20 protein-coding genes are annotated in these 23,876 nt (G+C 69.6%); 10 read left to right on the forward strand and 10 right to left on the reverse strand.

Translation table 11 applies throughout. From position 1 onward, the window contains the following. Positions 1–270 precede the first annotated feature (270 nt). The 5 genes from ACS5PN_RS17740 to ACS5PN_RS17760 all read right to left on the reverse strand — a co-directional run bounded on the left by ACS5PN_RS17740 (position 271) and on the right by ACS5PN_RS17760 (position 7,219). Positions 271–636, reverse strand: a complete 366-nt coding sequence (locus ACS5PN_RS17740) for a hypothetical protein (RefSeq protein ID WP_439465301.1) — start codon at positions 634–636, stop codon at positions 271–273. A gap of 105 nt (positions 637–741) precedes the next feature. After that, positions 742–2,817 (reverse strand): UvrD-helicase domain-containing protein, encoded by a 2,076-nt coding sequence (locus tag ACS5PN_RS17745; protein WP_439465302.1) that lies wholly within the window; start codon positions 2,815–2,817, stop codon positions 742–744. Positions 2,818–2,842: 25 nt separating this feature from the next. Beyond that, a complete protein-coding gene (locus tag ACS5PN_RS17750; protein ID WP_439465303.1) occupies positions 2,843–5,485 on the reverse strand; it encodes a hypothetical protein in 2,643 nt (880 codons plus the stop codon). Then, the gene (locus tag ACS5PN_RS17755) at positions 5,485–6,090 is read right to left on the reverse strand and encodes a PEP-CTERM sorting domain-containing protein (RefSeq protein ID WP_439465304.1); all 606 of its coding nucleotides are present in this window, start codon (positions 6,088–6,090) and stop codon (positions 5,485–5,487) included. The genes ACS5PN_RS17750 and ACS5PN_RS17755 overlap by 1 nt, the downstream gene beginning before the upstream one ends. A gap of 88 nt (positions 6,091–6,178) precedes the next feature. Next, positions 6,179–7,219 carry a hypothetical protein gene (locus ACS5PN_RS17760; protein ID WP_439465305.1) on the reverse strand — a complete coding sequence of 347 codons (1,041 nt, stop codon included), beginning with the start codon at positions 7,217–7,219 and terminating at the stop codon, positions 6,179–6,181. A 104-nt stretch (positions 7,220–7,323) separates the two neighbouring features. Between ACS5PN_RS17760 and ACS5PN_RS17765 the strand changes: the two genes are divergently transcribed. Then, a complete protein-coding gene (locus ACS5PN_RS17765; RefSeq protein ID WP_439465306.1) occupies positions 7,324–8,283 on the forward strand; it encodes an AEC family transporter in 960 nt (319 codons plus the stop codon). A gap of 16 nt (positions 8,284–8,299) precedes the next feature. On the opposite strand, the gene ACS5PN_RS17770 is transcribed toward ACS5PN_RS17765, so the two are convergent. Both ACS5PN_RS17770 and ACS5PN_RS17775 read right to left on the reverse strand, forming a co-directional pair. Then, positions 8,300–9,640: a sensor histidine kinase gene (locus ACS5PN_RS17770; RefSeq protein WP_439465307.1), complete on the reverse strand. Its 1,341-nt coding sequence runs from the start codon at positions 9,638–9,640 to the stop codon at positions 8,300–8,302. Next, positions 9,637–10,980 (reverse strand): sigma-54-dependent transcriptional regulator, encoded by a 1,344-nt coding sequence (locus tag ACS5PN_RS17775; protein ID WP_439465308.1) that lies wholly within the window; start codon positions 10,978–10,980, stop codon positions 9,637–9,639. The genes ACS5PN_RS17770 and ACS5PN_RS17775 overlap by 4 nt, the downstream gene beginning before the upstream one ends. A gap of 211 nt (positions 10,981–11,191) precedes the next feature. On the opposite strand from ACS5PN_RS17775, the gene ACS5PN_RS17780 reads away from it, so the two are divergent. From ACS5PN_RS17780 to ACS5PN_RS17800, 5 genes are all read left to right on the forward strand, one after another. Beyond that, positions 11,192–12,862 carry an OFA family MFS transporter gene (locus ACS5PN_RS17780; protein ID WP_439465309.1) on the forward strand — a complete coding sequence of 557 codons (1,671 nt, stop codon included), beginning with the start codon at positions 11,192–11,194 and terminating at the stop codon, positions 12,860–12,862. A 74-nt stretch (positions 12,863–12,936) separates the two neighbouring features. Then, a complete protein-coding gene (locus ACS5PN_RS17785; RefSeq protein ID WP_439465310.1) occupies positions 12,937–15,270 on the forward strand; it encodes an FdhF/YdeP family oxidoreductase in 2,334 nt (777 codons plus the stop codon). Then, positions 15,239–15,493: a hypothetical protein gene (locus tag ACS5PN_RS17790; protein ID WP_439465311.1), complete on the forward strand. Its 255-nt coding sequence runs from the start codon at positions 15,239–15,241 to the stop codon at positions 15,491–15,493. The genes ACS5PN_RS17785 and ACS5PN_RS17790 overlap by 32 nt, the downstream gene beginning before the upstream one ends. A gap of 9 nt (positions 15,494–15,502) precedes the next feature. After that, complete coding sequence (locus ACS5PN_RS17795; protein WP_439465312.1) at positions 15,503–16,486, forward strand: Cj0069 family protein; 984 nt, start codon at positions 15,503–15,505, stop codon at positions 16,484–16,486. Continuing rightward, positions 16,483–17,526 (forward strand): DMT family transporter, encoded by a 1,044-nt coding sequence (locus ACS5PN_RS17800; RefSeq protein ID WP_439465313.1) that lies wholly within the window; start codon positions 16,483–16,485, stop codon positions 17,524–17,526. Before ACS5PN_RS17795 ends, ACS5PN_RS17800 begins: the two co-directional genes overlap by 4 nt. Positions 17,527–17,532: 6 nt before the next feature. Here the strand turns inward: ACS5PN_RS17800 and ACS5PN_RS17805 are convergent, their stop codons facing one another. Then, the gene (locus ACS5PN_RS17805; RefSeq protein ID WP_439465314.1) at positions 17,533–18,207 is read right to left on the reverse strand and encodes a Crp/Fnr family transcriptional regulator; all 675 of its coding nucleotides are present in this window, start codon (positions 18,205–18,207) and stop codon (positions 17,533–17,535) included. Positions 18,208–18,287: 80 nt separating this feature from the next. Here ACS5PN_RS17805 and ACS5PN_RS17810 point away from each other — a divergent pair, with 80 nt between their 5' ends. Next, entirely contained in the window at positions 18,288–19,043 is a 756-nt protein-coding gene (locus ACS5PN_RS17810) for a class II aldolase/adducin family protein (RefSeq protein ID WP_439465315.1), read from the forward strand. Between the two features lie 3 nt (positions 19,044–19,046). After that, positions 19,047–19,898, forward strand: coding sequence for a bile acid:sodium symporter family protein (locus ACS5PN_RS17815; RefSeq protein ID WP_439465316.1), 852 nt, complete (start codon positions 19,047–19,049; stop codon positions 19,896–19,898). On the opposite strand, the gene ACS5PN_RS17820 is transcribed toward ACS5PN_RS17815, so the two are convergent. Continuing rightward, the gene (locus ACS5PN_RS17820) at positions 19,890–20,552 is read right to left on the reverse strand and encodes a Fe2+-dependent dioxygenase (RefSeq protein ID WP_439465317.1); all 663 of its coding nucleotides are present in this window, start codon (positions 20,550–20,552) and stop codon (positions 19,890–19,892) included. The two genes, ACS5PN_RS17815 and ACS5PN_RS17820, sit on opposite strands and share 9 nt — an antisense overlap. An 81-nt stretch (positions 20,553–20,633) precedes the next feature. Here ACS5PN_RS17820 and ACS5PN_RS17825 point away from each other — a divergent pair, with 81 nt between their 5' ends. Together ACS5PN_RS17825 and ACS5PN_RS17830 are read left to right on the forward strand one after the other, a co-directional pair. Then, positions 20,634–21,248 carry a glutathione S-transferase family protein gene (locus ACS5PN_RS17825; protein WP_439465318.1) on the forward strand — a complete coding sequence of 205 codons (615 nt, stop codon included), beginning with the start codon at positions 20,634–20,636 and terminating at the stop codon, positions 21,246–21,248. 123 nt (positions 21,249–21,371) lie between these two features. Next, on the forward strand, positions 21,372–22,985 hold the full coding sequence (locus ACS5PN_RS17830; protein ID WP_439465319.1) for a hypothetical protein: 1,614 nt from the start codon (positions 21,372–21,374) through the stop codon (positions 22,983–22,985). Positions 22,986–22,997: 12 nt separating this feature from the next. Here the strand turns inward: ACS5PN_RS17830 and ACS5PN_RS17835 are convergent, their stop codons facing one another. Then, the gene (locus tag ACS5PN_RS17835; RefSeq protein ID WP_439465320.1) at positions 22,998–23,876 is read right to left on the reverse strand and encodes a hypothetical protein; all 879 of its coding nucleotides are present in this window, start codon (positions 23,874–23,876) and stop codon (positions 22,998–23,000) included.

Genomic DNA, 23,876 nt, shown 5'->3' on the forward strand with positions numbered 1-23,876 from the left:
TGGGCCAGAGGCCCATGGCCTTGCGTAGGCACAAGCAGTCCGCAGGGACTGCTTGTGTCCGACTCCAGTTCACCGAGCCGGCCCGCTTGGCGATGTGCTTGCGGCTCGATGCCGCAAGCATCGCCGTCCCCTCGGGGGCTGAGGCCGGACATGGTGCGCCCAGTGGGCGCGCCGTGCCTGCCGAAGAGCTGCAGCACTGCTGCAGCGCGGTCTGCAAGACCGATCAGGCACGCCTACGTTCAGTAGGGCGTGACTGAGCGAGGGGCAGCTTTACCGCGGCGTGTGGGCCAGGGCGCTGGCCAGCGCCGTGGCGCGGCGTTGCTGTTCCTGGCGGCGCAGGGCGCGGCTGATGGGGCGTGCGAGTGCCAGCGCGACCACACCCAGGCCGATGAGCAGGGTGCCCGTGTCGACCTGCGTGGCCAGGCCATCGAATTCCGACTCGGCCTTGTGGCTGGCCGGGGTCCAGTGAGCGTTGCCGTTCAGCGAGGTCAGGCTGGCCGAGCCCAGGCGGCTGGCGTCGGCGATGACGGCAGCCGTCGTCGTGTCGACAACGGGCTGATGCGAGTCACGTTTGGCGCCGGCGGGCGTCGACGAACTCAGGGCAGCGAGGGCAGCAGCAAGGACCAGGGCTTTCATGTGCAACTCACCGGAAAGAAGGACTGGAACGCATTGTTCGCAGCCTAGCGTGGCGGCGTTGTGAAGACTTCACGCGCTTGAGGGGTCCCCCCGCGAATGAGCGCCCTATCCTTGACTTGCTGAGGACGCCCGGGCGGCTGCCTTGGCGGCCAGCTCTTCGCGCATGCGCTTGAGCTTTTCCCGGGGATCCTCCCGGGTGCTGCCTTCATTGAGCTTCATTTCCGCCAGGAAGCGGCTGGGAATGCCCACAACGGTGTCGCGGCCTTTCTTGCGTCGGCGCAACGTCGACACGGCCAGCGTCGTGCGGGCGCGGGTGATGCCGACATACATCAGCCGCCGCTCTTCTTGCAGCGCCTCGGCTGTCATCTCTTCTTCATCCCGCTTGAAGGGCAGCAGGCCTTCGTTGACGCCGGCCAGCACGACATGGGGCCATTCCAGGCCCTTGGAGGCGTGCAGGGTGGTGAGTGTCACCTGGTCCTGCTCCTCGCCGCGTTCGGCCAGCGACAGGATGACGGAGATGGTCTGGGCCACGTCCAGCACGCTCTGCTTGGGTTCGGTGAAGCTGACGCCGTCTTCCTCGCTGTGCTGGCCGCCGCAGCGCTTGGCAATCCAGTCGACGAAGTCCAGCACATTGCCCCAGCGCGCCTGGGCCACCTTCTCGTTCTCCTCGTTGTCGATGAGGTGGGCTTCGTAGGCGATGTCCTTGAGCCACTCCATCAACATGGCGTGGGCGGCCGTGTGGCCTTCGGTGTGTCTGGCCTTGTATTGCAGCTCGTTCACATAGCGGCCGAACTCGTGCAACTGGGCCAGGGCCCGGGCCGTGACGGCGGTGGCCAGGCTCTCGGAGAACAGGGCCTCGAACATGCTGCATTTCCACTGCGCCGAGAAGCTGCCCAGTGCCCCCAGCGTCGTGTGGCCAATGCCGCGCTTGGGGGTGGTGACGGCGCGCAGGAAGGCGGGGTCGTCGTCCTGGTTCACCAGCAGGCGCAGCCAGGCGCACAGGTCCTTGATCTCGGCCTTGTCGAAGAAGCTCTGGCCGCCCGATACCTTGTAGGGGATCTGGGCGCGACGCAGGGCCTGCTCGAAGACGCGCGCCTGGTGGTTGGCGCGGTAGAGGATGGCGAAGTCCTTGAAGGCCGGACCCTGACCGTCGGCGCGCAATTGCTGGATGCGCGCGACGGCACGCTCGGCCTCATGCTCCTCGCCATCGGCCTCCAGCAGCGCAATGGGTTCGCCGTCGCCGTACTCGCTCCACAGCTTCTTCTCGAACAGCTTGGGGTTGCCGGCGATGACGTTGTTGGCGGCACGCAGGATGCTGCCGGTCGACCGGTAGTTCTGCTCCAGCGGGATGACCTTGAGCGCCGGGTAGTCGGTCGGCAGGCGCTTCAGGTTCTCGATGGTGGCGCCGCGCCAGCCGTAGATGGACTGGTCGTCGTCACCCACGGCCGTGAACATGCCGCGCTCGCCCACCAGGGCCTTGAGCAGCTCGTACTGCACGGCATTGGTGTCCTGGTATTCGTCCACCAGCACATAGCGCAGCTTGTTCTGCCACTTCTCGCGTGCCTCGGCGTCGGTCGTCAGCAGCTTCAGCGGCAGGGTGATGAGGTCGTCGAAGTCGACGGCCTGGTAGGCCGCGAGACGCTCCTGGTAGCGCACCATGACGGCGGCCGCCGAGCGCTCGTCCTCGTCCTGGGCCACCTGGGCCGCCTGCGCGGGTCCGAACCCCTGGTTCTTCCACAGCGAGATGGTCCATTGCCAGCGCTGCGCCTGCTTCACGTCCGTCGTGCCGCCGGCGTCCTTCAGCACATTGAGCACGTCGTCGCTGTCGAGGATGGAGAACTGCTCCTTCAGCCCGACGCGCGAGCCCTCCTCGCGCAGCAGGCGCACGCCCAGGGAGTGGAAGGTCGAGATCGCCAGGTCCTTGGCCGCCTTCTTGCCGACCAGGGCCTTGGCGCGCTCGCGCATTTCCTGCGCCGCCTTGTTCGTGAAGGTGATGGCCGCGATCTGGCTGGGCCGGTAGCCCGACACCAGCAGCTGGGCGATCTTGGTCGTGATGACCTTGGTCTTGCCCGAGCCGGCGCCGGCGATGACGAGGCAGGGCCCGCTCAGGTGGTAGACGGCTTCGAGCTGGGCCGGGTTGAGGCCGGCCGACGGTGAGCCGGATGGAGGTACTGCGGACATGGCGGGAGCGGGGCGGGGCCGCGCATCATGCCACTCGCGCCACCCCTTCCCCTGGCAGGGCCCTGAGGCCCAACCCCAGCAGCAGCAGCGTGAAGAAGATGAAACCGATGCGCGGTGCGTCCAGCAGGCTGTCGAAGGCGCCGACGGTGCCGAAACCGATCAGGGCCGCAACGATGGCCGGCGCCAGCGGATGGTCGCGGCCGCGGCCGAAGGACAGCCGCATCAGGGCCAGCAGGTAGGCGCCGCCCAGCAGCGCCAGGCCCACCAGGCCTTGCTCGAACAGCACATGCAGGGCGGCGTTCTTGATGTGCCAGGGCAGGTGGTTGCGGTCGCTGGAGAAGAACCAGCGCGCCATCTCGCGGTTGAAGTCGCCATTGGCGATCAACTGGCGTCCCTGGGCGTCCTGCATGGCGATGCGGGCGATGTCGACCCGTGCACCGCGCGTGTCCAGCGACATCGAGAAGGTCACGAAGCGCGGCGCCCACCAGTCGCCCCCCAGGGCCGGCACCGGGCCGAGCTTGAACTGGCTGGTCTGCCAGCCGCCCATGCCGGTGGCGGGCGTGGATGCGGCGGCGTCCACCGCCGACGCGGCCTCGGCCGGCGCTTCGGCGCGCAGCGGCTTCAGCGCCGGTTCGGTGCTCTGGCAGTTGTCCGGATAGATCAGGTTCTTCTCGCAGATCTGCATCACCAGGTTGGCGTCGGCGGCCGTGCGATGGACCAGGGTGATGGCGACGGGGCCGGGCGCCGGCGCGGGGATGCGCTGGCTGACGCGGAACTGCTCGCCGTGTCCCAGCAGATGCTTGCCGGCGGCCAGTGCCAGATAGGACTCGGTGGGGTCGTGGCGCAGCCGGTAGTCGCCGATCTGGCTGCTGACCGGGCCGTCGTAGAAATTGCTCGGCACGAAGCGCCCCGCGCCCTTGCCCAGCAGCCATTGGCGGCCGCCATGCAGCAGGCGCAGGCCTTCGCGCCAATGCGTCAGGCGGGTCTGGCCATCTTCCTTCCAGGTGGCGACCCGGTCGCGCAGATAGCCGCCTCCGCCCAGGGCCGCGACGATGGCCATGACCAGCATCAGCCCGGCCACCAGCAGGGCGCGCTTGCGCCAGCCGGCCTTGCCGGTGCTGCCCGCGCCTTGCAGGGGCCACAGCCGGCCTTCCAGCAGCATGGCCGCCCACAGCGCGGCCAGGGCCAGGCCCGCGGCGCCGGCGGTCCACCGGCCCGAGGTGCCGCCCCAGTAGTCGGCCACGATGACCATGGTGCTCAGCAGCCAGAACCAGCAGGTCGAGACCAGCAGCACATAGATGGGCCGCACCTGGCCGGGCTCGTCGCGCCAGCGCAGCGCAGCACAGCACAGCAGGGCGACGACGTTGAGCACATAGGCCGCCTTGGGCACGGCCAGGGACAGGGCCCAGCTCGCGCCCCCCAGCACCAGGGCCAGCAGGCCGCCCATGATGACGGCCGTCAGCCGCTGGCCGAAGGCCGGCAGCCACAGGCTGGCCGGCATAGTCAGCAGGATGACCATGACGAAGAACAGGGCCAGCAGGCCGCGGTAGCCGCCACCGCCGAAGACCAGGGCGGCCGCCAGCGCGAAGGCGCCGGCCATGGCCAGGGCGCCGATCTTGCCCAGGCGCGACAAGGGCGCGTCCACGGCGCCCAGGGTGCTGTCGATGCGGCTGCTGTCGGGCTCCGACGCCGCTGCGCGCCGGCGCTGGGCGTCGGCCAGCATGACCATGGGGATGAGGGCCAGCGGCAGCGCCAGGTAGACACCGCGCGAGAAGGTGGTCAGGCAGGCATAGGCCGCCAGCAGGGCGACGACCAGGCCGACGGCGAAGCGCCACGGCGAGCGCGTGCGCAGCAGAGCCAGCAGCGCGAAAGGCAGGGTCAGCACCAGGAAACCGTCCAGGGCCGCACCGCCGACATGCATCTCCCAGAACAGGGCCGTCGTGCGGTAGTCGGTGGAGAAGTCCAGCAGGCCGGTGTAGGCCAGGCGCTCCCACAGCGCCGCCGCGCTCCCGCCGGCCAGGGCCAGCACCAGGCCCAGCAGCAGGCCACGCGAGAAGCCCCGCGGACGCGCCGTCGCCGCGGCCGTCCACAGCGGCAGCATGGCCAGGGCCAGGAAGATGGCCTTGGCATTTCGCACCGAATTCATGGCCTCGTGATAGCCATGGAACCAGCCGAAGACGAAGCCGCCGGCGTCGGCGAAGCCGCGCTTGATGCTCCATGCCGCCGACAGCGCCAGCGCCACCAGCAGCACGACGACGACCGGTGAATAGACCAGGCCGTGGCGCCAGGCCGGTGCGCGGTCGCGGGCGTTCAGCTGCAGCGCGTAGGCGAGATAACCCCCGCAGCCGCAGGCCATGACGAGGAGGTCCATCTCCTCGAAGCTGATCCAGCCGGTCCACGGCGCCAGCCCCACCAGCGGCAGGGGCGCCAGCAGCAGCACCGGGGTCTTGACCCAGAACAGGGCCGCCAGCAGCACGACGGCACCCCAGGCGGCCAGCGCCAGCGGGCCCGACAGCGGGTGGTGCCAAGCCAGCTCGGCGCCGACAAGACCGAAGGCCGCGCCGGCCACGAGGGCCAGCCACTGGGTCTTGGTGGCAGGCAGCCTGAGCTGCAGCTCGCCCAGGCCCATCAGGCCCGGGGTGGCAGGGGCGGCCCCGACGGCAGCCATCAGCGCCTGCGGCGCAGGCCGGCCAGCAGGCCCAGCCCGCCCAGCAGCAGCGCCGCGCTCGCGGGCTCAGGCACGGCGGTGACCTGGATGTTGTCGAAGCCGACGATTTCGCCCGGGCCGGCGTGGAATTCACCGTTGATGGTCACGCTGGTCACGGTGGCGAGCACGCTGGCCAGCGACGGGCCCCAGCCGGCAGCGGGCGTCAGCGTTGCGCTGTAGTGGCGCCACTGGCCGTCAGGCGCGCCGGGCGCGAGGTCGAGCACCACGCTGCCGCCCGGGCCGCTGATGCGGACCTCGCCGAAGCCCGACCAGTCGACCGATGCGTTGTTGACGGTCTTCGCGTCGAAGGACAGCGTGCCGCCCGCGTAAGCCGACCAGTTGCCCAGCCAGGCTGCCGGTGCGGTGAACAGGATGTCGGTGTTGCCGTCGATGTCCTCGATCTGCACCCAGCCGCCGCCGTTGCCGCCACTGGCCTGCCAGGTCTGGGTGCCGCTGCCCGCGGGGATGGTCCAGCCTTCGTCACCGGTGGTGAAGCCGGCGGCCGAGACGGCCAGGGGCAGGGCGGAGCCAAGGGCGATCAGGGTCGCGCGCAGGGAAGGGGCCATGGGAACCTCCAGGGGGTGGGGGTCGCATTGTTGCCGAGGGCCGCATGCGGCGCACCCCCAAACAATCCCCGTGCCCCCGACTGCGGGGTCAGCCGTGCGGCTGGCTCTGCGAGCTGGCGGTGGAGGCGGGCGTCTCGGCGACGCGGGCCGCCGCCATCGCCAGCAGGCCCAGGCCGGCGGCAGCGCCCAGCCACAGCCAGCGCTTCCACCAGGCCGCGGGCTTGCGGGCCGGCGTGGCCTGGGTCGTGGCACTGGCGGAGCTGCGCGAGGGGCTCAGGCCCAGCCATTCACGCAATTCGTCGGCCAGGCTTTCGGCACCGCGCATGCGCAGCTCCGGCGAATCGGCCATGGCCGAACGCAGCACGGCGTCCAGCTTGATCTGCTGGGCTTCCTTCATCATTGGCCACTGGTCACCGGCACTGCCGCGCAGCGGCGCCAGGCCCTTGGGCGTGTCTTCCCAGCCGCAGACCAGCACGCGCGCCAGGGCACCCAGGCCGAAGACCTCGCTGGCCAGGCTGGGCGGCTCGCCATTGCGGCGCTCGGGGGCGATGAAGGCCGCCGAGGCGCCCAGGCTGAGGCCGCGGTCGAAAGGGTCGGTCGGATCGGGGATCTTGGTCAGGCCCAGGCCCATCAGGCGCACATCGCCTTCGGGGCCGAGCCAGATCATGGCGGGGTCGATCTCGGCCAGCAGCCAGCCTTGCTGGTGGGCCGAGCGCAGGGCTTCGCAGAGCTGCACCAGCAGCTCGACGCGCTGGCGCAGGTTCAGGCTGTGCAACTGGGGCAGCAGGGGCTCGCCATGCTGGCCCTCGATGATCAGATAGGGGTGGGCATCGGGCGTCACGCCGCTGTCGCTGGGCACGGCGATGTGGGCATGCTGGAGCTTGCCCAGGTCGCCGGCCTGGTCGGCATAGCGCAGCATGACGCCGGCGCCCTGGTCGCTGCGGTCCAGCACCAGCACGGCCGCCTTCTGCTCCTTGGCCAGGGCGTGATGGGCGCTGTACCACTGGCCGGCATGCGCCTGCTCGCCGTCCGGCAGGGGCTTTTCCAGCCGCCAGACGCCCAGGGCCTGCCCTTCGTCCAGCGGCGCGGCGGCGGCTGGCGGTGGCAGGGACAGATTGGGCATGCGCATGGCGCGGCATATTAGGGGTGACCCCAGGGGGCTCGCCATCCCCCGTTGTTACAAACGGCGACCGTCCGAGCATTCGCTCACGCCCCTGATACTCGCGCGCCAAGATGCTTGCGGTCCTCGCCACGACCTTTCCTTTCTTCGCCCTGGTGCTGTGCGGCTGGCTGGCCGCCGAGCGCGGCCTGTTGCCCGACAGCGCCATTCCGGGCCTGAACGGCTTCGTGCTGTTTTTCGCGCTGCCCTGCCTGCTGTTCCGCTTCGGTCGCGACACGCCGGTGCTGGAGCTGCTGAACCCGGCCTTGCTCGGCGTCTATGTCAGCTCGGCCCTGCTCATCGTCTTCTTCACGGTGGCGACGACGCTGTCCGAGCGCGTCGGCATGAAGGATGCCGCCTTCGGCGCGCTGGTGGCCGCCTTCCCCAACACCGGCTTCATGGGTGTGCCGCTGATCGTGGCGCTGCTGGGCAGCCCGGCCGGCGGGCCGGTCGTCAGCACCATCCTGGCCGACCTCTTCGTGACCAGTTCGCTGTGCATCGCCCTGGCCCAAGCCGGCGCCAGTGGCCATGCGGGCCGCGCCGCATTCGTGCAGGCTTTGAAGGCGGCGGCGTCCAACCCGCTGCCCTGGTCGATTGCCCTGGGTGCGCTGCTGGGCGCCAGCGGCCGGGTGCTGCCAGGCCCGCTGGCCAAGGTCATCGCCATGCTGGGCGATGCGGCCTCACCGGTGGCCCTGTTCACCATCGGCGCGGTGCTGAGCCGCTCGGGCCGCGCCAACCGCAAGGCCGGCCGCGTGACGCCGCCGGCCCTCTACCTGCCGGTGGCGGCCATCAAGCTGCTGCTGCATCCGGCCCTGGTCTTCGCGCTGGGCGCCGCGGCGCGCTGGCTCGGCGCGCCGCTGCCCTGGCCGCAGCTTGTCGCCCTGACGCTGGCGGCGGCCCTGCCGAGTGCCAGCAATGTGTCACTGCTGGCGGAGCGTTATGGGGCCGACAACGGTCGCGTGGCGCGCATCATCCTGGCGTCGACGGCGCTGGCCTTCCTGACGTTCAGCGCCCTCGCCACCGTCCTCATGTAGGCCCATTGCCGTGGCGTCAGCAGGGCCTCGCCTGCGGCAGGTTGATGACGATGCGCAGGCCGCCGCCATCGCGGTTGCTCAGCGCGACGCGGCCGTCGTGAGCCTCGGCGATCTCGCGCACCAGGGCCAGGCCCAGGCCCGTGCCGCCCTGGGATCCGGGCTCGGAGCGCTTGGTCGAATAGAAGGGCAGCAGAGCCTGGTGCAGCACGGCCTCGCTCATGCCGGGGCCGCGATCCGTCACCTCGATGCGCAGCTCGCTGCCGACCAGGGTCAGCCTGAGGGCGATCTCGTCCGGGTCGCTGCCCGATTCGTGGGCGTTCTTGATCAGGTTCAGCAGGGCCTGTTCGATCTGGGCTGGATCGAACCAGCCCGGCTGCGCCGGCACCTCGCCGTCGAGGTTGAACTCGCCCAGCGTGCCCAGGCGGTTCAGGAAGGCGGCCCAGTCGACGCTCTCGCGGCGTGGTGCCGGCAGCTTGGCAAAGCTGGCATAGCCCGACAGGAAGCCGTGCAGATGCGCCGCGCGCTCGCCGATGCTGGCCAGCACCTGGGGCAGGCGTTCGGTATTGCCGCGCCGCGCCAGCTCGGCGCCGCTGTGGGCCAGCGAGGAGATGGGCGCGAGCGAGTTGTTCAACTCATGGCTGAGCACGCGGATGACGCGCTTCCACGTCGCCACCTCGGCGCGCGACAGCTCGCGTGTCATGCGCCTGAGCAGCCGCAGCCGGTGCGGCTGACCTTGCAAGCGAAACGTTCGGGTGCTGTGGTGGAAGGTCTCCTCCGATCCGTCGGGCAGCGTCACGGCGAAGAGCCGGTCGCCGTCGCCCGCCAGCGCTTCGCGCAGCGTCTCGGGCAGGTTGGCGATGACGGTGGGAAAGTCCAGCCCGGTCAGGCTGCGGCCGTCGCCCAGCAGCTGGCGCGCGGCCAGGTTGGCGATGGCGATGCGCTCGCTCGGCGCCGTCAGCACCAGGGCCACGGGCGTGTTCTGCACCACGGTGTCCAGCAGCAGCTCGCGCTGGGCCAGATGCTGGCGCTGTTCGCGCAGGGCCAGGCCCAGCTCGGCATGCAGACGCATCAGCACGGCCAGTTCGGGCGGACCGTTCGGCGCGAGGTTGAAGCTGAAGTCGCCATCGCGGTAGCTCAGCACGGCGCCTTCGAGGGCGCGCGTGAGCTTCAGCAGCGGTGCCAGCCAGAAGGCCGCCAGCCAGCCGACCAACGGCAGCATCACCAGCACCGCCACGGCAAGTGCGATGCCGGCGTCCAGCCCCGCGCGGCGCACACCGAGAATGACGAGAGGTGGCACGACTGCCGCCGCGCCGAGGGCCAGCAGGGCGCGGGTGCGCAGGGACAGCAAGGGCGTCAAGGTTCTATTCCATAACGTTCCAGCCGCCGGTACAGCGCCTGGCGCGACAGGCCGAGCTGGCCGGCTGCGCGGCTGACGACGCCGCCGGCCGCGTTCAGCGCCGCGACAACGGTCTCGCGGCTGGGTTCGTCGAGGTTGCGCCAGGCGCCGCCGCCAATGCCGCTGGCCTCCTCCAGGCCCAACAGCGTCGGCGTGATCTCGCCGCCCTGGCAGAGCAGGGCCGCGCGTTCGACGGCGTTCTTCAGCTCGCGCACATTCCCCGGCCAGCGGTGGGCCAGCAAGGCCTCGCGCGCCGCTTCGCTCAGCCGCGCGCGGCCGGCCAGGAAGTGCTCGGCCAGCGGCAGCACATCGTCGCGCCGCTCGGCCAGCGGCGGCAGCTTGAGCTCGATGAGGTTGAGGCGGTAGAACAGGTCTTCGCGGAAGCTGCCTGACTTCACCATCGAGCGCAGGTCGGCGTTGGTGGCGCTGAGCACGCGCACCCTGACCTGGCGCGTCTTGCTCGAGCCCAGACGTTCGAACTGACCGGTCTCCAGCACCCGCAGCAGCTTGACCTGGCCGGCCAGCGGCAGGTTGCCGATCTCGTCCAGAAACAGCGTGCCGCCATCCGCCGCCTCGAAGCGGCCCACGCGTGCCTTGGCCGCGCCGGTGTAGGCGCCGCTATCGCTGCCGAACAGCTCGGCCTCGATGAGGTCGGCCGGCAGGGCGCCGCAGTTCAGCGCGACGAAGGGGCCTTCCTTGGCCGACGAGTTGGCATGCACAAAGGCCGCGACGCGCTCCTTGCCGGCGCCGTTGGGGCCGGTGATCAGCACGGGAACCGGCGCCGCGGCGATCTGGCCGGCCAGCTCCAGCAGATTGGCCGTGGCGTCGGAGCCGAACACCAGCCCGGCCAGGTCGTAGCGCCGCGCCAGCGCCGCGCGCCGTTCGCGCCGGGCCTCGCGCAGCCGAGCGATTTCGCGGTTAGCTTCGTCGAGCTCCAGCAGGTTCTCGACGGTGGCGATCAGCTTGGCGTCGTCCCAGGGCTTGGCGAGATAGTCGGCCGCGCCGGCCTTGACGAGGGCGACGGCGGCGTCCAGCCGCGTCCATGCGGTCAGCAGGATGACGGGGAGGTCCGGGCGGCGCGCGCGGATGGCGCGGAACAACTGCTCGCCTTCCTCGCCCGAGGTGGTGTCGGCCGTGAAGTTCATGTCCTGGATGACGAGGCCGTAGGCGCGCTGGTCCAGCAGGGCGAGGCCTTCCTCGGGACTGGCGGCGACGCTGGCCTCGATGTCGTGCAGGGACAGCAGCAGCTCCAGGGCCTGCCCCACGCCGGGATGGTCGTCGATGATCAGTACGCGTCGCATGGGCCGGGAGGATAGGGTGGATTCCGTCCCTCGCAGCTGCTACAGGTTTAACGCCTCGTTACCTCTGGCCTCACCGCTCTAGGTGTTTACCTAGGCGGTTTTACATGGCAGTGAAATGAGGCGCGTCGCATACTGCGCCGCTTCGCGCGCGTAGACGCGCAGTTCTCAAATGCCGCCACCGCGGCCTTGCAACGTCGAAGGGATTCAAGCCATGTCCTCTGTGGGAATTGATGCCGTGCCCGGTCCGGGCCGGAGTGCCGGTTTGCTCGATAAGGAGCGAACCATTGCCGGTGCCGGCTTCAACCGCTGGCTGGTACCGCCGGCAGCGTTGGCCATCCATCTTTGCATCGGCATGGCCTATGGCTTCTCGGTGTTCTGGCTGCCCTTGTCCAAGGCCCTGGGCATCAAGGAGGCCATCAAGTGCGGCCCCGAGGTTGGTTTCTTTCAGGAACTGTTTGTTTCCAACTGCGATTGGAAGGTTTCCACGCTGGGCTGGATGTACACCCTGTTCTTCGTCTTCCTCGGTTGCGCTGCGGCCATCTGGGGTGGCTGGCTGGAACGCTCCGGCCCGCGCAAGGCCGGCGTCGTGTCGGCCGTGTGCTGGTGCGGCGGCATGCTGATCTCGGCCCTGGGCATCCATCTGCACCAGTTCTGGCTGATGATCCTGGGCAGCGGGGTCATCGGCGGCATCGGCCTGGGCCTGGGCTATATCAGCCCGGTGTCGACGCTGATCAAGTGGTTCCCGGACAAGCGCGGCATGGCCACCGGCATGGCCATCATGGGCTTTGGCGGCGGCGCCATGATCGGCTCGCCGCTGGCGGCCGAGCTGATGAAGAACTTCGCCACGGCCAACGACGTCGGCGTGACGCAGACCTTCATCGTCATGGCCCTGGTTTATTTCGTATTCATGATCGGCGGCGCCTTCGGCTACCGCGTGCCGCCCACCGGCTGGAAGCCGGCTGGCTGGACCGCACCCGCCGCGCAGACGGCCAACGCCATGATCACGCAGCGCCATGTGCACGTGAAGAAGGTCTGGGGCATTCCGCAGTTCTGGCTGGTGTGGATCGTGCTGTGCATGAACGTGTCGGCCGGCATCGGCGTCATCGGCATGGCCAGCCCCATGCTGCAGGAAGTCTTCGGTGGCGCGCTGATCGGCATCCCAGCCAAGTTCGGTGAGCTCGACAAGGCCCAGCTGGCCAAGATCGCGGCCGTGGCCGCCGGCTTCACCGCCCTGCTGAGCCTGTTCAACATCGGCGGTCGCTTCTTCTGGGCCAGCCTGTCGGACAAGTTCGGCCGCAAGGTCACCTACGTCATCTTCTTCGTGCTGGGCGGCCTGATGTACGCCAGCATCCCGAGCAGCGCGGCTGCCGGCTCCAAGCTGGCCTTCGTCGGTGCGGTCTGCGTCATCCTGAGCATGTACGGCGGCGGTTTCGCCACCGTGCCGGCCTATCTGGCCGACCTGTTCGGCACGCAGATGGTGGGCGCCATCCACGGCCGCCTGCTGACGGCCTGGGCCTTCGCCGGCATCCTGGGCCCCATCGTCGTGAACTACATGCGCGATTACCAGCTGGGCCTGGGCATCCCGCGCGAGCAGGTCTACAACCAGACCATGTACATCCTGGTGGGCATGCTGGTCGTCGGCCTGATCGCCAACCTGATGATCAAGCCCGTGGCCGACAAGTACTTCATGACCGAAGCCGAACTGGCCGAGGAAAAGCGCCTGGCGCACGAGCGTGCGGCAGCGGCCGAAGTGGGTGCCGGCAGCGGCAGCACGGCTGCGACTTCCAGCGTCACCGTGATCCTTGCCTGGGCCGCCGTGGGCATCCCGCTGGCCTGGGGTGTGTACAAAACCCTGATCAACGTCGGCAAGTTCTTCAACTGATAGCGTTCGCGCTGTAGGCTGACAAGCCCCGCCGCCTATGCCAGGCGCGGGGCCTTTTTCTTGGTAGACGAGCAATGAGCGAACAGAAGATCGAGCTGTACGACGGTCCGGCCGGCGGCTGGGGTGCGTTGAAGAGCGTGGCCCGCCACCTGAACGAGCAGGGCGTGCCCGTGAAGGGCGCCAAGACCCTGCTGCATGCCAACCAGCCGGATGGGTTCGACTGCCCGGGCTGTGCCTGGCCCGACCGCGACCATCGCTCGACCTTCGAGTTCTGCGAAAACGGCGCCAAGGCCGTGGCCGCCGAAGCGACCGCGCGGCGCGCCACGCCCGAGGTCATCTCGGCCAAGACGCTGAAGGAATGGGCCGAGGTCTCCGACTTCGACCTGGAAGCCATGGGCCGCCTCACCGAGCCCATGCGCTATGACGCCGAGACCGACCGTTATCAGCGCACCAGCTGGGACGCTGCCTTCGCGCTGATTGCCCAGGAACTGCAGGCCCTGCCCAACCCCAACGAAGCCATCTTCTACACCTCGGGGCGCACCAGCAACGAGGCCGCCTTCCTCTACCAGCTGTTCGTGCGCGAGTACGGCACCAACAACTTCCCCGACTGCTCCAACATGTGCCACGAGCCCAGCGGCTCGGGCCTGCGGCCGACCATCGGCGTCGGCAAGGGCACGGTGACCCTGCACGACTTCGAGCAGGCCGACTGCATCCTGGTCTTCGGCCAGAACCCCGGCACCAACCATCCGCGCATGCTGGGCGAGCTGCGCGCCGCCCGCAAGCGCGGCGCCAGGATCGTCAGCTTCAACCCGCTGAAGGAACGCGGCCTGGAGCGCTTCGCCGATCCGCAGGACAAGCTGGAGATGATCACCTTCGGCTCGGCGCCGATCAGCAGCCACTACTTCCAGCTGCAGGTCGGTGGCGACTTCGCCCTGCTCAAGGGCATGTGCAAGCGCGTCGTCGAGCTGGACGATGTGGCCCAGGCGGAGGGCCGTCCGCGCGTGCTGGACGTGGCCTTCATCGCCGAGCACACGAAGGGCTTCGAGTCCTTCATCGCCGAGCTGCGCGAGCAGCCCTGGGAGCCGCTGGTGGCCGCCTCGGGCCTGACGCGCGAGCAGATCGTGCAGGCGGCCGACCTCTATGCGACGAGCGAGCGCGTCATCGCCTGCTGGGGCATGGGCATCACCCAGCACCGGCACTCGGTCAAGACCATCCAGATGATCGTCAACCTGCTGCTGCTGCGTGGCAACCTCGGCCGCGAAGGGGCCGGGGCCTGCCCGGTGCGCGGCCACAGCAATGTGCAGGGCGACCGCACCATGGGCATCTACGAGAAGCCCGCGCCGGCCTTCCTGGACAAGCTCGGCCAGGTCTTCGGCTTCGAGCCGCCGCGCGAGCATGGCTACGACACCGTGGGTGCCATCCAGGCCATGCTGGACGGCAAGGGCAAGGTCTTCATCGCCATGGGCGGCAACTTCGCCGCCGCCACGCCGGACACGGCGGCCACCTGGCGCGCCCTGCGCCAGTGCGAGCTGACCGTGCACGTGACCACCAAGTTCAACCGCAGCCATGTCGTGCATGGCCGCCAGGCCCTGGTGCTGCCGGTGCTGGGCCGCACCGAGATCGATGTGCAGGCCACCGGCCCGCAGGGCGTCACGGTGGAAGACTCCATGAGCATGGTGCATCTGTCGGCCGGCATGAACGCGCCGGCCTCCGAGCACCTGATCTCCGAGCCCATGCTGGTCGCGCGCATGGCCGCCGCCACGCTGAAAAACAGCCGCACGCCCTGGCTGGCCCTGGCCAGCGACTACGCCAGCATCCGCGACAAGATTGAAGCCGTGCTGCCCGATTTCGCCGGCTTCAACGAGAAGATCAAGAAGCCCGGCGGCTTCCGGCTGCGCAACACGGCCAGCGAACGCGTCTGGGTCACGCCCAGCGGCAAGGCCGAGTTCTCCACGCATGCCATGCCCACCGACCTGGCCGTGCAGCGGATTGCCGAGCGCCAGCGCGATGTACGTGTGTTCACGCTGACGACGCTGCGCTCCCACGACCAGTACAACACCACCATCTACGGCCACGACGACCGCTACCGCGGCGTCTACGGCCACCGCCGCGTCGTCTTCATCAATGCCGAGGACTTGAAGGATGTCGGCCTGAAGGCCGGCGACTGGGTGGACCTCACCAGCCTCTACGTCAGCGAGACCGGCAGCGAGGTGCAGCAGCGCCATGCCGAGCGCTTCCTGCTGGTCGAGTACGACATCCCGCGCGGCTGCCTGGCCAGCTACTACCCCGAGACCAACCCGCTGGTGCCGCTGGAGAGCTTCTCCCTCACGGCCCGCACGCCGACGTCCAAGTCCATTCCGGTGGTGCTGAAGAAGCATGCAGGAACAGCTGCTGCAAACGCTGCATGAGATCGCGCCCGGCGGTGAGCCGGTCGCCCTGACGCGTCTGGCCAAGCGGCTGGACGAGCGGGTCAGCGTGCTGCTGCGCGAGCTGAACCGCCTGACCGACGCCAGCATCGGCGGCGTGGTCGGTCCCGGCTGGTTGGCCGTGGAGGTGGACGAAAGCGGCCGCTGGACCGCGCGGCTGACCGAGGCCGGCCGCCGTTATCTGAGCGAAGGCTCCGTGAGCTAGTCTTGGCCCATGGGCCTGCGAGTCGCCATCGTCTATCCCGGCAGTGCTGAACAGCGCGACGCCGCCACGCCGCACAACAACCGCTTTGCGGCCTTGTTCGCCGCCTTCGCTGCGCAAGGCGCGGAGGCCGTCCCCATCGTCTATGCGGATGACTGGGCGGCAGAGCTGCTTGCGCCACTGAGCGCGCAGGATGCCGTCCTGGTCTGGGTCAACCCCATCGAGGCGGGTCGTTCGCGCGCGGTGCTGGATGCGTTGCTGCGCGAGGTCGCGGCGGCGGGCGTGCTGGTCAGCACCCATCCCGACGTCATCCTCCAGCTCGGCACCAAGGACGTGCTGGTCGAGACCCGCGACCTCGGCTGGGGCAGTGACTGCCACCGCGTCGACAGCCTGGCCCAGCTCGCTGTCGACCTGCCATCCCGGCTGGCCCAGGGGCCGCGCGTGCTCAAGCAATGGCGCGGCCATAGCGGCATCGGCATCTGGCGCGTCCAGGGGCTGGGCGACCGTCTCGTGAAGCTTCGCCATGCCCAGCGTGGCAGCGCCGAGGAGGTCGTCAGCCTGGATGAGGCCGTCGCTCGCATGGCACCGTATTTCGAACAGGGCGGCCATATGGTCGACCAGGCCTGGCAGCCCCGCCTGCCCGAGGGCATGCTGCGCGCCTATCTCGTGCAGGACCGCGTGGCCGGCTTCGGCGTGCAGGACGTCGTGGCCCTGCATCCGGCGGCAGAGCCGGTGCCGCGCGTCTACCACCCGGCCGATCTCGCCGCGGGACAGGTGCTGAAGCGCCGGCTCGAAACCGAATGGGTGCCCGCGTTGCAGGCGCGCTTCGGACTTGCCCGCCAGGCCCTGCCCCTGCTTTGGGACTGCGACTTCCTGCATGGCGCCGGTGGCGACTGGGTGCTGTGCGAGATCAACGTCAGCAGCGTCGCCCCCTTCCCGGACTCGGTCATCGCGCCGCTGGTGCAGGCGGTCATCGAGCAGGCGGGGCGTCGATGAACGCGCCGGCGCTTCGGGGCGGTCTGCTGGCCTTGCTGGCCGCCGTGCTCTTTGGTCTCAGCACGCCGCTGGTGCAACGTGCGGGGGCCGGTTGCGGGCCGTGGACGACGGCCGCGCTGCTCTACGCCGGCGCGGCGCTGCTGGGCGCCCTGTCGCGGCGGCCGGCGGAGCGGGAGGCACGTGTCGCGCGTGCGGACCTGCCGCGCTTGCTCGCCATGGCCCTGTTCGGCGCGGCCCTCGGTCCGGCGGCCCTGGCCTGGGGCCTGCAGCGCAGCAGCGCCACGGGTGCGTCCCTGCTGCTGACGCTGGAGGCTCTGTTCACGGCCTTGCTGGCGGCGGTGCTCTACCGCGAGCAGCTGGACGGGCGGGTGCGCATGGCCCTGGCGTTGCTGACGGCGGGCGGTGCGGCCCTGGTGCTGGATGCCGGTCGCGTCGGTGGCGGCCAGCTCAGCGGCTTGCTCGCCGTGCTGGGCGCGACCCTGGCCTGGGGCCTGGACAACACCCTGTCGCGCGGCCTGGCTGAGCGCGATCCCAGCCAGGTGGTTGCCGTCAAGGCCAGCCTGGGCGTGCTGATGAGCGCGCTGGCGGCCACGCTGGCAGGCGAGGGCTGGCCGACACCCACTGCGGCCGTGGCGCTGTTCCTCATCGGTGCGACCGGCTATGGCCTGAGCCTGCGTTTCTACCTGCTGGCCCAGCGCGTCTTCGGCGCTGCGCGCACCGGCTCGGTGTTCGCCTTCGCACCCTTCATGGGGGCGCTGGTGGCACTGCTGCTGGGCGACCTGTCGGGCGGGCCGTGGATGGCGGTCGGCGGGGTCTTGATGTTGGCGGGCGTGGTGCTGCACCTGGCGGAGTCGCACAGCCATGAGCATGTGCACGAGGCGCTGGCGCATGAGCACGCCCACCGGCATGACGATGGCCATCATGACGACCATGGGCACAACCCCCTGCCCGTGGGCGAGCACAGCCACCCGCACCGGCACGCCCCCACGCGGCACGCTCATCCGCATGTGCCGGATGCCCATCACCAGCACACGCACTGAGGTGGCTCAGTCTCCCAGCCTGTCCAGCAGGGCGGCGTCCACGATGTCTATGCTGCGATAGCCCAGCTTCAGCGCGCCGGCCTTGGCCAGCTCGCCCAGCTCCTTGCTGAGGGTCTGGCGCGTCAGGCCCAGCATCATGGCCAGGGCCTCCTGCGAGACCGGCAGCTGGCGACGCGGCTCGGTGGCCTGTGTCGCGTCACCACGCGCCAGCAGGGCCAGGCGGCGCGCCAGCCGTGCGCGCGTGGGCCGCAGCGTGGCGTCCTCGACGATGCCGAACAGCGTCCGCAGCCGGCCCGCCATCAGCCGCGCCAGGGCGGTGGCGAACACCGGGTTCTGCATGAAGCGCGCAAAGGCCTCGGCCGGCACGGCTAACACCGCCGTCGCGCCGACGGCGGTGGCGTCGTGCACGCGCGGACCCGCATCCAGCAGCGAGATCTCGCCGAACCAGTTGCCGGGCTCCAGCACGGCGAGGATGGATTCGGTGCCGTCCGCCGACACGCTGCTGGCCTTGATGGCGCCGCGGCAGACGGCATGCCAGTCACCCGGCGCGTCGCCCTGGCGGAACAGCACCTCGCCCGCGGCCAGCTTCTGCACGCGGCCGGCGGCCAGCACGGCGTCGGCCAGCGTGGGCGGCAGGGTGGCGAACCAGGGATTGGCGCGCAGGGCCTGGAGGTCGGACATGCCCTGAATTGTCCGGTTTCAGACAGAGCGTCACGCCCCTGGCATGCCCCAATCGCGGCACAACAAACCAGGAGACAAGCATGACCGCTACCGTGCGTGACCAGGTCAGCGCCGAAGAATGGAAGCTGCGCGAGGACCTCGCCGCCTGCTACCGGCTCGTTGCGTGGATGGGTTGGGACGACCTCGTCTTTACCCACATCAGCGCCCGCGTGCCCGGGCCTGAACACCATTTCCTGATCAACCCCTACGGCCTGATGTTCGACGAGATCACGGCGAGCAGCCTGGTCAAGGTCGATGCCGAATGCCGCAAGGTCATCGAGTCGCCCTACCCGGTCAACCCGGCCGGCTTCGTCATCCACAGCGCGGTGCATGCGGCCCGCCACGACGTGCAGTGCGTGCTGCACACCCACACGACGGCAGGCGTGGCCGTTAGCGCCCAGTCCGGCGGCGTGCTGCCGATCTCGCAGCAGTCCACCTTTGTGCTGGCGGCCCTGGGCACACATGAATACGAGGGCGTCGCCTTCCGCCCCGACGAGGGCCCGCGCCTGCAAGCCGACCTGGGTGCCAACACCTTCCTGCTGCTGAAGAACCATGGCCTGCTGACCGTCGGCGGCTCGGTGGCCGATGCCTTCCTGGCCATGCATGCCTTCGAGGCCACCTGCCGCATCCAGCTCGCCGCACAAAGCGGTGGCGGCACGCTGACGGAGGTGCACCCGGCCATCCTGCGTGGCACGGCCGAGGCCATGCGTGTGCAGACCGGCGGCATGGGCGGCGCCTTTGTGTGGCCGGCGCTGCTGCGCAAGCTGGACCGCATGGGCAGCAACTACAAAGACTGAGCCATGAGCACCATCGTGCTGACGAATGCGCTGCTCGTGGCGCTGGCCGTCGTCATGGCGGGCCTGGGCCTGTCGTTGACGGTCGACGACTTCCGCCGCCTGCGCGAGCACCCGCTCGCCGCCGTGCTGGCCCTCGGGCTGCAGCTCATCGTGCTGCCGCTGGTCTGCATCGGCGTCATCGCGGCCTTCCAGCTGCCGCCGCTCTATGCCGTCGGCCTGATGCTGCTGGCCGCTTCGCCCGGCGGCATCACGGCCAATCTGTTCAGCCATCTGTTCGGTGGTCACGTGGCGATGAATCTGTCGCTGACGGCGCTGAACACCTTGCTGTCCCTGGTCACGCTGCCGCTGATCGCCAACTGGGCCATCGCCCACTACGCCGGTGGCGGCCAGGTCGTGCCGCTGCCCTGGCAGAAGCTGGTGGAGGTCATTGGCGTCATCGCCGTGCCGGTGCTGATCGGCATGACGGTGCGACGCGCCAGGCCGTCACTCGCCGCGCGGCTGGAGAGGCCGGTGAAGGCGCTGTCGGCTGTGTTGCTGGTGGTGCTGACCGCACTCGCCATCGCCAAGGAGCGCGAGGCGCTGATGGGTGCCGCCGGCGAACTCGGCGGCGCGGTGCTGGTGTTCAACCTGCTGAGCCTGGCCGCGGGCTACGGCCTGGGCCGCATCGTCAAGTTGCCGCGGCCGCTGTGCATCGCCATCGGCTACGAGGTGGGCGTGCACAACTCGACGCTGGCCCTCTACCTCGCCCTCGGCGTGCTGCAGCAGTTCCCGGTCGCCCTGCCGGCAGCGCTCTACTCGGTCAGCATGTATGTGACGGCCCTGGCCTTCGGCTTCTGGCTGAAACGATCAGGCTGACCACATGCGGTGCAGGCTGGAGCTGATGTAGTTCAGCCGCGTGCGGTTCTCCCAGCTGATGTTGTAGCCCTCCAGCGCGTTGACCTCGTTCAGCGTCCACAGCAGCTCGCGCTGTTTCTCGTCGGGGATGTAGCTCTCGATGAAGGTGATGGCCACCAGGCGCTGGCCCGAGCGCACCGGCGTGACCTCGTGCAGGGTCGTCGACGGGTACAGGATCATCGAACCCGGCTCGCCCTTGATGGTGACGGCTTCGCTGCCGAGGTGGATGCGCAGCTCGCCGCCTTCATAGCTGGCCGGGTCGCCCAACCAGAGCGTGCCCGACACGTCGGAGCGCAGCGGGCCGCCCGGCACCGGCAGGAAGGCCGAGTCGGCATGCGCGCCATAGGTCATGCCGACGTCGTAGCGGGCCAGCGTCGGCGCCGCCACGCGCTTGGGGAAGACGAAGTTGCGAATCTCCTCGTTGCGCATGATGGCCTCGCCGGCGATCTGCGCCGCGCGCGCCGCCTCGGGCTGGGAGACATCCATCTGCAGATTGTTCTTGGCCAGGCTGTGCGGGTTGGACACGCGGCCGTCGACGAAGGGCAGCCCGCCGGCGATGCGCCTGAGCTCTTGGATCTCGGGGGCGGTCAGCACATCCTTGACCATCAGGAACATGGGGATACCTCTTCGCGGCTGCTGGGGCCGTGATTCTCGGCTGCCAGAATGACCTGCCCTGTCGACCTCCTGAACGCCACGATGAAACTGCTCGGCCGCCTCACTTCCATCAACGTTCGCAAGGTCACGTGGACCGCCGCGCAACTCGATCTGAAGCTGGATCGCGAAGACTGGGGCGCGGGCTTTCGCTCGCCCCAGGAGCCGGGCTATCTGGCCATGAATCCCAACGGCCTGATCCCGGTGCTCGTCGATGGCGACTTCACGCTGTGGGAGAGCAACAGCATCTGCCGCTACCTGGCCACCAAGGCAGGTGCCGCGGACCTGCTGCCCACCGAGCCGCAGGCACGCGCCCGGGTCGAGCAGTGGATGGACTGGCAGGCCGGTGAGCTGAACAACAGCTGGCGCGTCGCCTTCATGGCCCTGGTGCGAGGCCAGCCGGCCACGCCCGAGGCCATCGCGGCGGGCGTCGCCAGCTGGAACAAGCACATGAGCCTGCTGGACGCCCAGCTCGCGCGCACCCACGCCTTTGTGTGCGGCGAGACCTTCACGCTCGCCGACATCCTGCTGGGCCTGTCCACCCAGCGCTGGAAGAACGCCCCCATCGAGCGCGTGGCCCTGCCGGCCGTGGAGGCCTGGATGCAGCGCCTGAGCAGCCGGGCGGGATTTGCGGATTACGTGGACAACGGCATGCCCTGACGCGGCCTGCGTCGACTCCCCGGCTGAGGGGCCCTGGGATGCGGGGGCCGGCTGTCGAGGGCACCCAAGATAATTCGAGGCTTTTTGGCCCCGGGAGTCATCGCCGGGGCGGGAGGCTTGAAGATGAAACAGGTCGCATTGAACCTGACGGCAGTGCTTGCGGCACTGGGCTTGGTGGCTTGCGGTGGTGGGGGCGGTAGCAGCAGTGGCAGCCCCTCCAACGAGACACCTGCCCCCAGCTATCCCACCAGTGGCGCCTACGCCCCCGCCCTCAAGCTCAAGGGCTCGACGTCCAGCCCCACGGCCGGTCTGTCCCTGGTGCATGCCAGCGACCCCAGCGTGGAATACCTCATCGAGGACGGCGCCGCGTCGCTGACGGATACGCAGGTGGTCTATGCCGGCACGGTGAATGCCGGCGCCGGGCGGGTGGTCAACGTGACGCCCCATGCCCTGTTCTATGTGGTCGATGGCAGCCTGCGCCGCATCCCGCTCCAGGCCAACGGCAAGGCCCCCGCGACACAGGTCCGCAGCGCGACGCTGGACGGCGTCTGCAGCTTCGTGGCTGATACCGGCGCCAACGACTACGAGCACCCCGACGCGACGGTCATCGTCGTGAAGACCCGTGGCGCCGACAAGAGCTGCGGTACCGCCGATGACGGTCAGGCAGCGCTTCGCTACGACGCCACGGCCGCCGCCTTCGTCTCCGCCAGCTCGCCGGGCATGGGCACGATCCGCGATGCGGCGACCCTGGCGCCGGCCTATTGGGTGGACGGCTCCAACGTCTCCAGCGCCAGCAAGACCATCGTGTCGCTGGGGCATGCGATCGGCGGGCCGGTCACCCGGTTCCGGCGCGTGCTGGCCAGCGCGCCGGGCATGGCCCTCGTGGACTTCGGCAGCTCGGACGCCGAAAGCCAGCTGGGCGTCGTGGAGGTGGCGGGGCCGACTTTCACGGGGCTGGCCCAGGTCGTGACCGGTGGCGGCAACTGGCAGCTGCTGGGCCATGACGCCACCGCCTTCTACGTCTATCGCAACAGCGGCAGCTCGGTGCTGTCCACCTGGGCGCTCGTCAGGGTCACCAAGAGCCAGCCTGTGGCCACCCGCATGGCCAGCGGCAGCGGCCTGATCAACAGCGCCGCCATGGGCAGCGGCCTGCTCTATCTGACCGTGCAGCAGGCTTTCGGCAACAAGCTGTATTCGGTGTCCAAGAGCGGCGCCGGCGCATTGGTCGAGATGGAGTCGACGCCGGTCACCAGCCTGACGACGGTGCTGACCTCGGCCGGCGACACGCACCTGTTCCTGCGTGCCAGCACCTCGGGGGGCGTTCCCAACTATCGCGTGGACATGCAGGATGAAGGCGGTGTCGTGCGTGCCACGGCGGCCAACGCCCTGCCCACCGGGCTGATGGAACCTTCGTCCCTCCAGCTGACGCGCAGCGAGAACCGCAGCCGCTTCATCTACACGGCAGGCATGAGCAGCCTGGGCTTGTCGGACGCCAATCTTGTCAGCTTCGACGCCGGCACCGCCGCGGCCCAGCCGGTCGTGGTGGGCAAGCTGCCGAACGCCGCCAGCTTTGCAGGTAACCCCGTGCTCGCCAACGCGGCCATGGCCCTGGGCAACTTCGTCGCGGGCCAGGTCACGGCATCGAACAACGGCAGCTTTGTCACCAGCGGCGCCAAGGTGTTCTCGTTCAAGGCAGACACGGCGAACAGCCTGATCCTGACAAGCGCAACGCGCTGATCCGGTCGATGCTCAGGGCTGCTTCCCGGCGGCCTTGAGCCGGTCGAGGATGCGCTGGCCGTCGACCTTGGCCGCATCCATCTGCGCCTGCGTGGGTGGCGCCTTGAGCCGGAAACTGCCCTGCTTGGCAAGCGCCATCACCGTGGCCTGGGCGCCGGGCTGATTCATTTCGCCGTAGGCGTACATGAAGGCCAGGCGTTCGGCGTCGCTCAGGCCCCAGGCTTCGTTGGCCAGGGCGGCATTCAGCAGGCTCATGGGATGGCCCGCCTGGGCGTCGCGCCGCATGGCATCGGCCACCTCCTGCCTTTGCGGCGGCGTCAGGTCGCCGGCGGACACGGCCGCGGCGTAGACGGATGCCGCCTCGGGCACGCCCGCCCGCATGGCCCGCGAGGCCAGTTCGGGCAGCAGGGTGCGGTGCTGGGCCGTCACGGTCTGGCAGAGCCGCGCCTCGGCGTCCACCTCCTGCATCAGCTGGGTCATCATTTCGGGCACCGCGCCGTGGTCGCGCGCCAGCTCGTAGCTGGTGCGGCGCTGCTCTATCGAGGCACAGCCGCGCATCCATTGCACCGCTTCCCAGGCCGCGGCCACGTCGTTGCCGGCCTGGGCGCGTTCGATGTGCGGGCCGTAGCCCTCGGAGCCCACGCGCCGGGCGGGCGGCTTGGCCGCGGGAGGCGGCACGATCGTGGCCGATGCGGCCTGCGCGGCGGCGCCGCCGGCCGCGGATGCCGCCGAGGCTGCCGGAGGAAGATTCAAGGGCAAGGCGGCCACGGCGGGTGCGGGCGGCGTCGCGGCCGGGCTGGCCGCCGGTTCGCTAAGTGCAAGCCACAGTGCCACGGCAGCCGCGGCGCCGAGGGCGAGAAGGATGAAGGTCCGGCGGGAAGCAGTCGTCAC

The organism is Roseateles sp. NT4 (assembly GCF_051857475.1).
Taxonomy (GTDB): Bacteria; Pseudomonadota; Gammaproteobacteria; order Burkholderiales; family Burkholderiaceae_C; genus Pelomonas.

Excerpts from the sequence above, each read along its gene's own strand:
- ACS5PN_RS17790 (WP_439465311.1), top strand. The coding sequence starts at position 15,239 with ATGCAGGAACAGCTGCTGCAAACGCTGCATGAGATCGCGCCCGGCGGT.
- ACS5PN_RS17745 (WP_439465302.1), bottom strand. The coding sequence starts at position 2,817 with ATGTCCGCAGTACCTCCATCCGGCTCACCGTCGGCCGGCCTCAACCCG.
- ACS5PN_RS17775 (WP_439465308.1), bottom strand. The coding sequence starts at position 10,980 with ATGCGACGCGTACTGATCATCGACGACCATCCCGGCGTGGGGCAGGCC.
- ACS5PN_RS17795 (WP_439465312.1), top strand. The coding sequence starts at position 15,503 with ATGGGCCTGCGAGTCGCCATCGTCTATCCCGGCAGTGCTGAACAGCGC.
- ACS5PN_RS17785 (WP_439465310.1), top strand. The coding sequence starts at position 12,937 with ATGAGCGAACAGAAGATCGAGCTGTACGACGGTCCGGCCGGCGGCTGG.
- ACS5PN_RS17760 (WP_439465305.1), bottom strand. The coding sequence starts at position 7,219 with ATGCGCATGCCCAATCTGTCCCTGCCACCGCCAGCCGCCGCCGCGCCG.
- ACS5PN_RS17805 (WP_439465314.1), bottom strand. The coding sequence starts at position 18,207 with ATGTCCGACCTCCAGGCCCTGCGCGCCAATCCCTGGTTCGCCACCCTG.
- ACS5PN_RS17825 (WP_439465318.1), top strand. The coding sequence starts at position 20,634 with ATGAAACTGCTCGGCCGCCTCACTTCCATCAACGTTCGCAAGGTCACG.
- ACS5PN_RS17815 (WP_439465316.1), top strand. The coding sequence starts at position 19,047 with ATGAGCACCATCGTGCTGACGAATGCGCTGCTCGTGGCGCTGGCCGTC.
- ACS5PN_RS17750 (WP_439465303.1), bottom strand. The coding sequence starts at position 5,485 with ATGGCTGCCGTCGGGGCCGCCCCTGCCACCCCGGGCCTGATGGGCCTG.
- ACS5PN_RS17780 (WP_439465309.1), top strand. The coding sequence starts at position 11,192 with ATGTCCTCTGTGGGAATTGATGCCGTGCCCGGTCCGGGCCGGAGTGCC.
- ACS5PN_RS17830 (WP_439465319.1), top strand. The coding sequence starts at position 21,372 with ATGAAACAGGTCGCATTGAACCTGACGGCAGTGCTTGCGGCACTGGGC.
- ACS5PN_RS17800 (WP_439465313.1), top strand. The coding sequence starts at position 16,483 with ATGAACGCGCCGGCGCTTCGGGGCGGTCTGCTGGCCTTGCTGGCCGCC.
- ACS5PN_RS17765 (WP_439465306.1), top strand. The coding sequence starts at position 7,324 with ATGCTTGCGGTCCTCGCCACGACCTTTCCTTTCTTCGCCCTGGTGCTG.
- ACS5PN_RS17755 (WP_439465304.1), bottom strand. The coding sequence starts at position 6,090 with ATGGCCCCTTCCCTGCGCGCGACCCTGATCGCCCTTGGCTCCGCCCTG.
- ACS5PN_RS17740 (WP_439465301.1), bottom strand. The coding sequence starts at position 636 with ATGAAAGCCCTGGTCCTTGCTGCTGCCCTCGCTGCCCTGAGTTCGTCG.
- ACS5PN_RS17810 (WP_439465315.1), top strand. The coding sequence starts at position 18,288 with ATGACCGCTACCGTGCGTGACCAGGTCAGCGCCGAAGAATGGAAGCTG.
- ACS5PN_RS17820 (WP_439465317.1), bottom strand. The coding sequence starts at position 20,552 with ATGTTCCTGATGGTCAAGGATGTGCTGACCGCCCCCGAGATCCAAGAG.